We start from the raw sequence: 13210 nt of genomic DNA on the forward strand, positions 1-13210 counted from the left end.
GCACGAGTGAGGTGGGGTGGGCGGGTGTGCCCGAACACGCGCGCGTGGCGGTTGTCCCGACAGCCGGCCCGACCCGGCAGCACGGCACAGGTGCGGCCCCCGAACCAGCGCACCGCGCCGGGCCGATGGACCCGCCCTCCGCCGAACGCACCCCGGTGAGCCGCCGTTCACATCAGCGCGCGCCCAACGCCCCCGCCGCCTCGCTCACCTTGTCGCCGTACACCGCGGCGGCCACGAGCGCGGCGGCATGCGCGACCAGCCCGGCCCTGCCGTTCCCGGCGACGACAGCGGCGCCCAGGGCCGCGCCCAGCGCATGGGCGCCGGTGTCGCCGATCATCGCCCGCTCCCCGAGGTCGTCGGGCAGCACGGCCGCGGCGGCTCCCATGGCGGTGGCGGCGATCCCGGCGCCGGGCCCTGCGCGGAGCAGCCCCGGCGCCCCGAGCGCGAGCACCGCGGTGGCGGCCCTGCCCGGGTGTACGTCGACGAGGTTGACGAAGTGCGCGGCCCCGGCGATCACCACGCCCGCGAGGAGCTTGTCCACTGGCCGCTCCTTGAGGAACGCTCCCGCGACGAGCCCCGCGGCCGAGATCCCGAACAACTTGACCGCGCCGCTGGTGACTTCGCCGTCCCGCAGGGCGGACAGGTGCGCCCGGAGCCCGCGCCGCGGATCCCCCGCCCCGGCGACGTCGTCGTACGCCCCGCAGACTCCCGCGACGGCCACGGCGAGCCCGGCGGCCGGCCGTATCCGTCCGGCACCGACCGTCGCCGCCAGCGCGGAGGCGGCACCGGCGTACAGCTCCACGGTCCGGCCCGCGTAGTTCTTCCGCTCCCAACGGGCTCGGCCACCCGGGGCCTTGGCACGCAGGGCGGCGACGCCGGCGCGGGTGAGGGCGGCGGAGAGGCCGAAGGCGGTGGTCCTGGGGGCACGTTCGATCATTCGGCCACCTTACGGTCCACCACTGACAGCCCGGCTCTCACGCGCGCCGGCGGACAGCGCCGCCCCTCGCAGAGCGGCCCCTCGCAGAGCGGCCCAGAGGACCGCTACCCGTCCGCCCGAGCCGTCGCCAGCAACTCCTCGGCGTGCGCCCGCGCGGTCTCCGAGTCCTCCTGCCCGGCGAGCATCCGGGACAGCTCCCGAATCCGCTCCTCGCCCTCCAGGACCTTCACGCCGGACCGGGTGACCGACCCGTCGTTGGTCTTCTCCACGAGCAGCTGCCGATCGGCGAAGGCGGCGACCTGCGGCAGGTGGGTCACCACGACCACCTGTGCGCTCTTGGCCAGCCGGGCCAGCCGCCGCCCGATCTCGACGGCCGCCTTGCCACCGACACCGGCGTCGACCTCGTCGAAGAGATACGTCGGCACGGGATCCGTCCCCGCGAACACGACCTCGACGGCGAGCATCACGCGCGAGAGCTCACCACCGGAGGCACCCTTGGCGATGGGCCGCGGCGGCGCCCCGGGGTGCGGGGCGAGCAGCAGCTCGACCTCGTCGACACCCGACGGCCCGTACGCGACCGCACGCCCGCCGACCTCGACCCCCTCCGGATCCTCGGTCTGCCGGATCTCGAACGACACGCGCGCGTGCGGCATGGCGAGCGAGGCCAGCTCGGCGGTCACCGCGGCGGCGAACCGGTCGGCGGCCTCCGCCCGCGCATCGGTCAACGCCTGCGCCAGCCCGCCCAGCTCGGTCCGCAGCGCGTCCCGCTCGGCGGTCAGCTCGTCGATCCGCTCGTCGTCACCGTCCAGTTCGGTGAGCCGCGCGGCACCCCGCTCGGCCCAGGCCAGCACGGAGGCGACGTCCTCGCCGTACTTCCGCGTCAGCGCGCCGAGCGCGGCCCGCCGTTCCTCGACGGCCGCCAGCCGCCGGGGATCGGCGTCCAGGTCATCGGCGTACCCCGCCAGCTCCCCCGCCACATCGCCCAGCAGGATCCCGATCTCGCCGATCCGGTCGGCCAGCGCGGCCAGCGCCGGGTCGTGCGACCGCACGGCGTCCAGGGCGCGCTGCGCACCCGCGACGAGCGTGGCGGCGTCGATGCCCTCGGGATCCTCGGGATTCCCGGCGAGCGCGGCATGAGCGACCGTGGCGGCCGACGACAGCGCCTCGGCATGCCCGAGCCGCTCCGCCTCCTCCGCCAGCTCGACGTCCTCCCCGGCACGGGGCTCCACGCCCGCGATCTCGTCGAGCCCGTACCGCAGCATGTCAGCTTCCTGGGCCCGCTCACGCGCGCGCGTGACGATCTCCTCCAGCTCGACCGCCACGGCCCGCAACCGCCGGTAGGCCTCGCCGTACTTGGCCAACGGCCCGGCGACGGCCTCACCGGCGTACCGGTCGAGCGCCTGACGCTGCCGGGACAGCTTCAGCAGCCCCTGCTGGTCGGTCTGCCCGTGCACGGCCACGAGGTCGTCGGCGAGGTCCGCCAGCAGCCCCACAGGCACACTGCGCCCGCCCACATGCGCCCGCGACCGCCCCTCGGCGGAAACGGTACGGCTGATCAACAGCGCCCCGTCGTCGAGCTCGGCCCCGGCCTCCTCGGCCCGCACGACGGCCGACGCACCCGGGGCAACGCTGATCCGCCCCTCCACGACCGCCTTGCCGGCCCCGATCCGCACGAGCGCCGGGTCGGCACGCCCACCCAGCAGCAGCCCGAGGCTGGTGACCACCATGGTCTTGCCCGCACCCGTCTCACCGGTGACGGCAGTGAACCCCGGCGACAACTCGACGACCGCATCGTCGATGACTCCGAGCGACCGTATCCGCATCTCCTCCAACACGGACACGACCATACGAGGTCGGGGGCGGGAAGTGCGACGGCCCCCGGGTCCATGATGTGAAGGCGCAGGTGACGAATGGGTATCGGCCGCACATTGTCACCCAGGGGAGTGGAGGTTTTTAGGGGCGCGGGGCTGTTTCGATTTGCGGCTCCGCCGCGTGGGCGCGAGCAACCACAGACGACCCGCAGCCGCCCGCGATTCCGAACCACCCCCCACAGCTGGCTAGTGAGGCGCCCCCCGCCACCCGGACACGGGCAACGCAAACTTCGCCACCAACCGATCCGTGAACGAAGCATGATGCAGCCGAGCCAACCGCACCGGCACAGCCCCCCGCCGCACCTCGACCCGCGCCCCCGGCGGCAACTCCACAGTCCGCCGCCCGTCACACCACAGCACACCCGGCGGAACATGAGGCAGAACCTCCACCGCCAGCACAGAATCCGGCGATGTCACCAACGGCTTCGCGAACAACGCATGCGCACTGATCGGCACCATCAACAACGCCTCGACCTCGGGCCACACCACAGGCCCACCCGCGGAGAACGCATACGCCGTGGACCCCGTCGGCGTGGACAGCACAATGCCGTCGCACCCGAACCCCGTCACCGGCCGCCCGTCGATCTCCAGCACGACCTCGAGCAGCTTCTCGGCCCCGGCCTTCTGCACGGCGGCCTCGTTCAGCGCCCAGTCCGTGTGCACGACGTCGCCGTTCTGATGCACGACGACGTCGACGGTCATCCGCTCCTCGACCTCGTACGCCTTGGTCACGACCCGGTCGACAACCTTGTCGAGATCGTCCCGCTCGGCCTCCGCGAGGAACCCGACCCGCCCGAGGTTGACGCCCAGCATCGGCACCCCGGACGCCCGGGCGAACTCGGCGCCGCGCAGCAGTGTCCCGTCACCGCCGAGCACGATGAGCAGCTCGCACCCGTCGAGGCACTTCGGGGTCGCCTCCTTGACGAGCTGAACCTCGTCCGGCAGCGGCAGGTCGGCGGCCTCGTACTCCAGGACGCGCACCCCGATGCCCTCCCGCAGCAGCCCCTTCACCACAAGCTCGGCGCTGCGAATGGCCGCGGGCCGGCCCGTGTGGGCGAGGAGAAAAACAGTACGAGTCAGGTTCTGCATCAACGCGGCCCCTCCGCCACTGCTCGGTCAACGTCGGCCGGGTCCAGAGCGGGCGCCCCGGCACGCAGCCACAGAAAGTACTCGACATTCCCGGAGGGTCCGGGCAACGGACTCGCCGTGACCCCCTTCACCCCGAGCCCCAGTTCCCACGCTTTCTGGGCCACGCCGCGCACGGCCTCGGCCCGCAGCTGGGTGCTGCGGACGACCCCGCCGCTCCCCAGCCGTTCCTTCCCCACCTCGAACTGTGGCTTGACCATCATCACCAGGTCGGCGTCCGGCTTCACGCACCGCACCAGGGCGGGCAGCACCAGTCCGAGCGGGATGAAGGACAGATCCCCCACGACAAGATCCACTGGTTCCCCATCGATCGCTTCGAGCGTCAACTCGCGTACGTTCGTACGGTCCTTGACGGTGACGCGTTCATCACTCTGGAGAGTCCAGGCGAGTTGGCCGTATCCGACGTCCACGGCGACGACGTGCGCGGCCCCCGACCGCAGCAGGACGTCGGTGAACCCCCCGGTCGACGCCCCGGCGTCCAGTGCCCGCCGCCCTTCCACCGCGAGCCCCTGGGGTACGAAGGCCTCCAGTGCGCCCGCGAGCTTGTGCCCGCCCCGCGACACGTACTCGGGATCGCTGCCGTCGGCCGCGACGACGATCGCCGCCGCGGTCTCCACCTGCGTGGCCGGCTTGGTCGCGACGGTCTTGCCGACGCTGACCCGTCCGGCGGCGATCAGCTGGCTGGCGTGCTCCCGCGAGCGCGCGAGCTTGCGGCGGACCAGCTCCGCATCGAGACGGCGGCGTGCGACTCCTGCCACTTTCGGTTCAGCTCCTGCTTTCGTACGGCATCCAATAAGTGTGACCCGAAGGGTCTCATTGAGGGGTGGTAGTCGGGTGGCGGGTGGGAGCCGGAGGTCCCGGGCGGGCGTCGAGCGCGGTGAGCGCGTCGCGCAGCCCCCGATGCACATCCTCGTACACCTCGACGTGTCCGTCCGTGGCGAGGTGGTCGGCATCACCAAGCCGCTCCAGCTGGGCGTCGACCTCGGCGTTGCCGGTGGGGGTGCGCGGGACGTTCAGCGGGGCGGGGGCGGCGGGGTCGTACTCGGGCCCGCCCGCGAGCCCGGCCTCGACCTCAGCCTCCGCTTCGGCCACCTCCGGGATCTCCGTCTCCGGAACTGTGTCGCTCATGCCCAGACGCTACCCCGAACCGCTGGGGTACCGTCGATCGCGATGGCCACGATCGAGGAGTGCCGCGCCGCACTCGAAAAGCTCTCGGACAACATGCAGCGTGCCGAAGGGGACGTCCGCACGGCCGCGGCCCTTGACCGCTCGGTGAGCTGCCACATCACCGACCTGGACGTCACGTTCGCCGGCCGCATGGCGGGCGGCCGGATCCACGTCCACGACACGCTCCAGGGCCCGCCCCGCGAGAAGGCCCAGATCAGACTCAGCATGACCGGCGACGATCTGGTCTCCCTGGTCGACGGCGAACTGCACTTCGCCAAGGCCTGGGGCTCGGGCCGGCTGAAACTGCACGCGGGCCTGCGTGACCTGATGCTCCTCAGAAAGATTGTCTAGCCCGCTCCTCAGGACGCCTCCGCAGCCGCGGCCTGCTCCTCAGGACGCTTCCGTAGCCACGACCTTCTCGACGTCGGACCTGGCGTCGGGCTCGGCGTCGGACTTGCCCCCGGCCCGCGCCTTCCGCGCCGCAGGCACCACCAGTGGCGTCCCCGTCTCCGGGTCGTCGATGACCTGGCAGCGCAGCCCGAACACGTCCTCGACCAGCTCGGCCGTGACGATGTCGTTCGGCGCGCCCTCGGCGATGATCTCCCCGCCGCGCAGCGCGATGAGGTGCGTGGCGTACCGGGCGGCGTGGTTGAGGTCGTGCAGCACGGCGACGAGGGTCCGCCCCTGCTCCTCGTGCAGTTCGGCACACAGGTCGAGGACGTCGATCTGGTGCTGGATGTCGAGGTAGGTCGTCGGCTCGTCGAGCAGCAGCAGCGGGGTCTGCTGGGCGAGCGCCATGGCGATCCACACGCGCTGCCGCTGACCACCCGACAGTTCGTCGACATAGCGATCGGCCAGCTCGGCCACGCCGGTCTGCTCCATCGACTCCTGGACGACCCGCTCGTCCTCGGTCGACCACTGGCGCAGGATGCCCTGGTGCGGGTAGCGACCCCGGCCCACCAGGTCGGCCACGGTGATCCCGTCCGGCGCGATCGACGACTGCGGAAGCAGCCCCAGCGTGCGCGCGACCTTCTTCGCCGGCATCGACTGGATGACCGACCCGTCCAGCAGGACCCGGCCCTGACTGGGCTTGAGCATCCGCGACAGCGCCCGCAGCAGCGTGGACTTGCCGCACGCGTTCGGGCCGACGATCACGGTGAAGGAGTTGTCGGGTATCTCCACCGACAGCTGCTCGGCGATGACCCGCTGGTCGTAGGCGAGGGTGACGTTGTCGGCGGACAGGCGGTTCACAGTGCTCCTTCGGTTGTTCAGCCCATTGTTCGGCCCGCTGCTGAGGCTTTCTCTGCTGATGCTGCTGCCGGCGCTCATATCCGGCCCGCCTTGCGCTCGGTGACCAGAAGCCAGAGCAGGTATACGCCGCCGAGCACGCCCGTGACCACACCCACCGGCATCTGGTCGGCGCCGAAGACCCGCTGGGAGATCCAGTCGGCGGTGACGAGGAGGGCGGCGCCCATGCACAGGGAGGGCAGCAGGTTCGGCCCGGGCGAGCGGGTCAGACGCCGGGCGAGCTGCGGGGCGGTGAGCGCCACGAAGCTGACGGGTCCTGCGGCGGCGGTGGCGGCCGCGGTCAGCAGCACGGCGGCCAGCATCAGCAGCAGCCGTACACGTTCGACGCGCACCCCGAGGGCGTACGACACGTCGTCGCCCATCTCCATCATCCGCAGGCCTCGTGCGTTGGCGAGGACGAGCGGTACGAGGACGGCGCACAGCGCGAGCAGCGGCCAGACCTGGGCCCAGTCACGGCCGCTGAGGGAGCCGGTCATCCACACCACCGCACGGGCCGCGTCGACCAGGTCGGCCTTGGTCAGCAGATAGCCGTTGACCGCCGTCATGATCGCGGACATGCCGATACCGACCAGGACCAGTCGATAACCGTGCACACCCCGCTTCCAGGCGAGCAGATAGATGGCGAGCCCGGTCGCGAGCCCGCCCACCAGCGCGCCGACGGTGACCTGGCCGGCGTTCCCGGAGAACAGCACGATCACCACGAGCGCCCCGGCCGTGGCCCCCTGTCCAAGACCGAGGATGTCCGGGCTGCCCAGTGGGTTGCGGGACAGCGCCTGGAACAGCGCACCGCCGAGACCGAGCGAGGCGCCGACGAGGAGCCCGACCAGGACCCGCGGCAGCCGCAGCTCGTTGACGATGAACTCCTGCCCCGCGTTGCCGTCGCCGAGCAGCGTCTTGAGGACGTCGCCCGCCGAGATCGGGAAGTCGCCGGTGCCGATCAGCAGCACGCTCGCGGCGAGCCCGGCCGCCAGCAGCAGGACGACGACGATCAGCGCCCGGACGTCCAGCCTGACGGAGAGCCCGCCCGGGGTCCGCACGGCACGGTTGCCACGGGCGGTCTTCCCCGCACCCTTCTCCGGGCTCCTCGCCTCGCTCTTCGGCGCGCTCTTGGACGCGCTCTTCGCATCGCTCTTCACTGCCGTCCTCACAGCTGCGCCGTCCTCCGCCGTCGTACGAGAAAGATGAAGACCGGTCCGCCGAGGATCGCGGTGACGATGCCGACCTGGAGTTCGGCGGGCCGGGCGACGATCCGGCCGAGGATGTCGGCGCCGAGCAGCAGCACGGGCGACAGGACGGCCGCGTACGGCAGGATCCAGCGCAGGTCGGGGCCGGTGAAGGAGCGCACGACGTGCGGCACCATCAGGCCGACGAACACGATCGGGCCGCAGGCCGCGGTCGCGGCGCCGCACAGCACTGTCGCGGCGAGCATCGACAGCACCCGGGTGCGGTTCAGATGGGCGCCGAGGGCCTTGGCGGTGTCGTCGCCCATCTCCATGGCGTTCAGCGGCCGGGCGAGCGCGAGCGCGAGGACGCTGCCCGCGAGGAGGAACGGCAGCACCTGGGTGATGGTCTCGTCGGTCGCCGAGGTCAGCGAACCGACCGTCCAGAAACGCATCTTGTTGAGCGCCGCGTCGTCCGTGATCATCACGGCCTGGAGATAGCCGTAGAGCGCTGCGCTGATCGCCGTACCGGCCAGCGCCAGCCGCACCGGCGTGGCGCCCCGGCTGCCGCCGAGGAACCAGACCATGGCCCCGACCGCGGCCGCGCCGAAGAAGGCGAACCAGACATAGCTGCTCAGACTTGTGACGCCGAAGAAGGTGATGGCCGTGACGACGGCGGCGGACGCGCCCGCGTTGATGCCGAGCAACCCCGGATCGGCGAGCGGGTTGCGGGTCAGCGCCTGGAGCACGGCCCCGGCGAGCCCGAGGGCGGCGCCGGCGAGCAGTCCGAGGACGGTGCGCGAGATCCGGTCGTCGACCACGACATCGCCGTAGGTCCCGGAGGCCTCGAACAAGCCGTGCCAGACCTCCCCGATGGACAGCTGTTTCGCCCCGATCGCGATGCTCGCCAAGGCGACGACCACCAGAATCAGGACAGAGACGAGCAGCCCAACGGCTCGTATCGCCCGTCGGGTTGGGGGCGCGGACTCGGACTCCGCGCGCTGTTCGGGAGGACTGTCGACCAACACCCAGTTAGGTTAGCCTACCCTCCCATTCAGCCACGATCCCGCTGCGTGCCCGTGCCCGACCGCACTCCGCGGCCGTACCACCACTACGAAGCCGTACGGCCACTCGGGAACCGTAAGGCGGCTCACAACCCCAGCCGCACCAGCGCCTTCTCCGCATCCAGCGCGCAAGAACCCTCCCCGGCCACGGTCCAGGCCGCCGCGCAGAGCGCCCGCAGCCCGTCCAAGCCCGAACCGTCACCATCGAGTTCCAGCCGCTCCGACCCGGCGGTCGCCGTCCAGCCACCACACCTGAAGCCGCCCCCGTCCGCCACAACCTCGGGCTGGCCGGTCAGCAACCCTCGCAGATCGGCGTCGACATACGTCGGCCGGTGCTGCGGCGGCGCGGCCAGCAACTGGGCGCCGTCGGTCACCCCGGTCAGCACGAGCAGCGAGTCGACGTCCCCGTTGAACGCACCCTCGATGTCCGTGTCCAGCCGGTCCCCGACCACCAGCGGCCGCTCGGCGCCGGTCCGCAGGATCGTCTCCCGGTGCATCGGAGGCAACGGCTTGCCCGCCACCTGCGGCTCGGCCCGGGTGGCTATCCGCACGACCTCCACCGCCGCGCCGTTGCCCGGTCCGATCCCCCGCGCACCAGGGATCGTCAGGTCGGTGTTGGACGCGAACCACGGCACCCCGCGCGCGACGGCGTAACAGGCCTCAGCGAACCGCCCCCACGGCAGCTCGGGACCGCCGTACCCCTGCACGACAGCGGCCGGATCGTCGTCCGCCGACTCCACCGGCTCAAGCCCGCGCTCCCGCAGCGCCACCCGCAGCCCTTCACCGCCGATCACCAGCACCCTGGCCCCCGCCGGCACCTGCTCACTGATCAGCCGCGCGACCGCCTGCGCCGACGTGATGACGTCGTCCGCCCCGGTCGGTATCCCCAGTGCCGTCAAATGCGCGGCCACGACATCCGGAGTCCGCAGCGCGTTGTTCGTGACGTACGCCAGATGCATCCCGCCCGCACGGGCCTCGGCGAGCGACTCGACGGCATACGCGATCGCGTTGCCCCCCGCGTACACCACACCGTCGAGGTCGAGCAGCGCCGTGTCGTACGCCTCGCTCAGGGCCTGGCCACTGCCCTCGGGCCTCGTCCTGACGCTCTGGCTCATTCCGCATCGCTCCTCGTTCGACGGCTTTCCCTCGATCATCCCCCATGCCACTGACACCCGTACGATGCCTGGATGAACACAGCAGGTCACCCGGAAGCAATGGTGCGCCGAGGCCTCGAACTCACCCCGTTCCGAGGGCTTCGCTACGACCCCGACCGGGTCGGCAGCCTGGCGGCCGTGACTTCGCCGCCGTACGACGTCGTGGTCCGCCCCGACGGCCTGCTCCATCTCGAGTCGGCCGACCCGCACAACATCGTCCGCCTGATCCTCCCCCAGGCCGACACCCCCGGCGCCCGCAACGAACAGGCGGCGGAGACCCTGCGCCGCTGGCTGTCCGAAGGCGTACTGACCGCCGACCCCGAACCCGGCCTCTACGTCTACGAACAGCACGACGGCGACGGCATGCTGCAGCGCGGCATCATCGGCGCCCTGCGCGTCTCGGAGCCGTCGGAGGGCCTGGTCCTGCCGCACGAGGACGTCATGCCGCACGTGGTCGCCGACCGAGCGGCCCTGATGCGCGCCACGTCAGCGAACCTCGAACCCCTGCTCCTGACCTACCGCGGCAACGGCACCGCGGCCGACGCGACCGCCGTCATCGAGCGCACGGTGGAACTCCCGCCGCTCTTCTCCACCACCACGGAGGACGGCTTCAGCCACCGCCTGTGGTCGATCACCGACCCCGCCGAGCTGACCCGCGTCCAGTCCGACCTGACCCGCCGCCAGGCCCTGATCGCCGACGGCCACCACCGCTGGGCCACTTACCGCCGTCTACGCGCGGAGCACTCCTCCCCCAGCGCCTGGGACTACGGCCTCGTCCTCCTGGTCGACACGGCCCGCTACCCCCTCCGCGTCCGCGCCATCCACCGCCTCCTGCACAACCTGCCCGTACCGGACGCCCTCGCCGCCCTCGACGGCCAGTTCCGCGTATGCCGCCTCGAGGTCCCGCTGCCCGAGGCCCTGGCGGCGCTGGCCGACGCGGCCTGCGCGGGCAACGCCTACCTCCTCGCCGGAGACGGCGCCTTCCACCTCGTCGACGCCCCGGACCAGGCCCTCCTCGCCCGAACGGTCCCCGCCGACCGCCCCACCGCCTGGCGCACCCTGGACGCGACGGTCCTGCACGCCACCCTCCTCGCCCACGTCTGGCACATCCCCGAGGACGACCCCACCCGCATCGCCTACATCCACGACACCGCCGCCACCGTCGACAAGGCGGAACGCGACGGCGGTACGGCCGTCCTGATGCACCCGGTCCGCGAGGACGTCGTACGCGACCTCGCCCGCCAAGGCGTCACGATGCCCCGCAAGTCGACGTCGTTCGGCCCGAAGCCGGCCTCGGGCCTGGTCCTGCGCGCCCTGGACCTCTGAACGCCGAAGGGGCGGGATCCCAGCCCGGGATCCCGCCCCTCACATCAAACGTCGCTCACTCCTGGTGGCCCTCGTCGGAACCACCCGGGTCCGGCTTCTCATCGCTGTCGTCGCCCTCGTTGTCGTCGCCCTCGTTCTCGTCGAGGGCGTCAACGAAGTCGACCCCGTCAAGCTCGGCAAGCCGGTCGGAGGCGTCCGTGCTGCCGTCCTTGTCGGCCTCGACGGCCTTGGCGAACCACTCCCGCGCCTCACCCTGCCGCCCGGCGGCCAGCAGCGCGTCGGCATACGCGTACCGCAGCCGCGCGGTCCACGGCTGTACGGAGTTGGAGGCCAGCTCGGGGCTCTGCAGCGTCACGATGGCCGCGTCCAGCTGCCCCATGTCGCGCCGGGCACCGGCCGCGACGAGCCGCATCTCGACCTGCCCGGCCTTGTCGAGCTTGGGCACCTCGGGCGCCCCGGCCATGTCCAGCGCCTTCTCCGGCCGCCCGAGCCCACGCTCACAGTCGGCCATCAGCGGCCACAGCTCAACGCCACCGGTCATCCGCCGAGCCGCCCGGAACTCGGCGAGCGCCTCGGCGTACTTCTGGTTCGCGTACGCCGCGAACCCGGCCGCCTCGCGTACGGCAGCGACACGCGACGCCAGCCGCAGGGCCACCTTGGAGTAGCCGTAAGCACCCTCGGGGTCCTCGTCGATGAGCCGCGCGACCATCACCAGGTTCTTGGCGACGTCCTCCGCGAGCCCCTTCGGCAGGCTCAGCAGCTCCTGCCGTACGTCCTTGTCGATCTCGTCGCCCGTGACGTCCTCGGGGATCGGCAGCCGCTTGATCGGCTCACGGTCCCGATCCCGCTCATCACGGAACCGGCCACCGCCGCGTCGGTCGTCACGACCGCCGTCCCGCCCACGGAACCCACCCGGCCGACCGCCACGGTCGTCCCGACGGGGCCCACGACCCCCACGGTCGTCACGCCCACGGAACCCACCCCGGTCCCCTCGACTGTCGTCACGCCGGAACCCACCCCGGTCGTCACGACGCTCATCACGCCGGAAACCGCCACGGTCGCCACCACGGTCATCGCCACGACGGTCGTCACGCCGATCATCCCGACGGTCGTCACGCCGCTCATCGCGGCGGAAGCCCCGGTCGCGATCGTCGCCACGGAACCCACGGTCCCGGTCATCTCGGCGGAAGCCACCGCGGTCACCGTCCCGACGAGTGTCGCTACGGCGGTCACCGCCACGGTCATCACGCCGGCCGTATCCGCCACCACGGTTGTCGTCACGCCGGAAGCCACCACGGTCATCGCCACGACGGTCGTCACGCCGATCATCCCGACGGCCGTCACGACGCTCATCCCGACGGTCGTCACGCCGATCATCGCGGCGGTCATCCCGACGCTCATCGCGTCGGAAACCACCGCGCTCATCGTCACGACGGAAGGACGGGCGATCGCCCTCGCGACGGAAGCCACGGTCGCGGTCGTCCCGACGCGGCCCACCGGAACGGTCGTCCCGACGGAACGGCGGACGAGGCCCACGATCGCCTTCACGCCGGTCATCGCGCCGGCCGTAGCTGCCGCCACGGTTGTCGTCACGCCGGAAGCCACCACGGTCATCGCCACGACGGTCGTCACGCCGATCATCCCGACGGTCGTCACGACGGTCATCGCGACGGAAACCACCGCGGTCGCCGCCCCGATCGCCGCCCCGATCGCCGCCACGGCCATCGCCACGGCGATCGTCGCGACGCCCGTACCCACCACGGTCGTTGTCGCGACGGAAGCCGCCACGGTCTCCTCGGTAGCCGCCGCGGTCACCCCGGTCGCCGCGGTCACCACTGTCCCGTCGCCGCTGGTCGCGCTCCGGTCGATCGTCGGGAGAGTTGGTGGACATGGGTGACTCCTGTCTTCGGTACCGCAAGCATTGTAAAAACAAAAGGACCCCTGGTCCCAGCTGAACGCTGGGACCAGGGGTCCTCCAAAGATTGTTCGGCGGCGTCCTACTCTCCCACAGGGTCCCCCCTGCAGTACCATCGGCGCTGTAAGGCTTAGCTTCCGGGTTCGGAATGTAACCGGGCGT

The 13210-nt window shown here is 71.8% G+C and carries 12 protein-coding genes and 1 rRNA gene; 2 read left to right on the forward strand and 11 right to left on the reverse strand.

Annotation, left to right across the window (positions count from 1 at the left end; translation table 11 throughout):
* Positions 1-172 precede the first annotated feature (172 nt).
* The 5 genes from ACIA8X_RS23365 to ACIA8X_RS23385 all read right to left on the reverse strand — a co-directional run bounded on the left by ACIA8X_RS23365 (position 173) and on the right by ACIA8X_RS23385 (position 5082).
* Positions 173-937 (reverse strand): hypothetical protein, encoded by a 765-nt coding sequence (locus ACIA8X_RS23365; protein ID WP_399459019.1) that lies wholly within the window; start codon positions 935-937, stop codon positions 173-175.
* Between the two features lie 104 nt (positions 938-1041).
* A complete protein-coding gene (recN, locus tag ACIA8X_RS23370) occupies positions 1042-2784 on the reverse strand; it encodes a DNA repair protein RecN (protein WP_393458154.1) in 1743 nt (580 codons plus the stop codon).
* 210 nt (positions 2785-2994) lie between these two features.
* Positions 2995-3900 (reverse strand): NAD kinase, encoded by a 906-nt coding sequence (locus tag ACIA8X_RS23375; RefSeq protein ID WP_393458157.1) that lies wholly within the window; start codon positions 3898-3900, stop codon positions 2995-2997.
* Positions 3897-4712, reverse strand: coding sequence for a TlyA family RNA methyltransferase (locus ACIA8X_RS23380; protein ID WP_393458160.1), 816 nt, complete (start codon positions 4710-4712; stop codon positions 3897-3899). The genes ACIA8X_RS23375 and ACIA8X_RS23380 overlap by 4 nt, the downstream gene beginning before the upstream one ends.
* 55 nt (positions 4713-4767) lie before the next feature.
* A complete protein-coding gene (locus tag ACIA8X_RS23385) occupies positions 4768-5082 on the reverse strand; it encodes a hypothetical protein (protein ID WP_393458163.1) in 315 nt (104 codons plus the stop codon).
* Between the two features lie 42 nt (positions 5083-5124).
* Here ACIA8X_RS23385 and ACIA8X_RS23390 point away from each other — a divergent pair, with 42 nt between their 5' ends.
* Positions 5125-5472: an SCP2 sterol-binding domain-containing protein gene (locus ACIA8X_RS23390; RefSeq protein ID WP_393458166.1), complete on the forward strand. Its 348-nt coding sequence runs from the start codon at positions 5125-5127 to the stop codon at positions 5470-5472.
* 39 nt (positions 5473-5511) lie between these two features.
* Here the strand turns inward: ACIA8X_RS23390 and ACIA8X_RS23395 are convergent, their stop codons facing one another.
* From ACIA8X_RS23395 to ACIA8X_RS23410, 4 genes are all read right to left on the reverse strand, one after another.
* Positions 5512-6450, reverse strand: coding sequence for an ABC transporter ATP-binding protein (locus ACIA8X_RS23395; RefSeq protein WP_393458169.1), 939 nt, complete (start codon positions 6448-6450; stop codon positions 5512-5514).
* Positions 6447-7466 (reverse strand): FecCD family ABC transporter permease, encoded by a 1020-nt coding sequence (locus ACIA8X_RS23400; protein ID WP_393458202.1) that lies wholly within the window; start codon positions 7464-7466, stop codon positions 6447-6449. The genes ACIA8X_RS23395 and ACIA8X_RS23400 overlap by 4 nt, the downstream gene beginning before the upstream one ends.
* Before the next feature lie 107 nt (positions 7467-7573).
* A complete protein-coding gene (locus tag ACIA8X_RS23405) occupies positions 7574-8617 on the reverse strand; it encodes a FecCD family ABC transporter permease (RefSeq protein ID WP_393458172.1) in 1044 nt (347 codons plus the stop codon).
* Positions 8618-8739: 122 nt separating this feature from the next.
* Complete coding sequence (locus ACIA8X_RS23410; RefSeq protein ID WP_393458175.1) at positions 8740-9768, reverse strand: HAD hydrolase-like protein; 1029 nt, start codon at positions 9766-9768, stop codon at positions 8740-8742.
* Positions 9769-9840: 72 nt separating this feature from the next.
* Here ACIA8X_RS23410 and ACIA8X_RS23415 point away from each other — a divergent pair, with 72 nt between their 5' ends.
* Positions 9841-11133, forward strand: a complete 1293-nt coding sequence (locus ACIA8X_RS23415) for a DUF1015 domain-containing protein (protein WP_393458178.1) — start codon at positions 9841-9843, stop codon at positions 11131-11133.
* A gap of 55 nt (positions 11134-11188) precedes the next feature.
* On the opposite strand, the gene ACIA8X_RS23420 is transcribed toward ACIA8X_RS23415, so the two are convergent.
* Positions 11189-11950: a hypothetical protein gene (locus ACIA8X_RS23420; RefSeq protein WP_393458205.1), complete on the reverse strand. Its 762-nt coding sequence runs from the start codon at positions 11948-11950 to the stop codon at positions 11189-11191.
* A gap of 1167 nt (positions 11951-13117) precedes the next feature.
* Positions 13118-13210, reverse strand: a 5S ribosomal RNA gene (gene rrf, locus ACIA8X_RS23425); the annotation flags it as partial.

It is taken from the genome of Streptomyces sp. NPDC051738 (assembly GCF_044453205.1).
Taxonomy (GTDB): domain Bacteria; phylum Actinomycetota; class Actinomycetes; order Streptomycetales; family Streptomycetaceae; genus Streptomyces.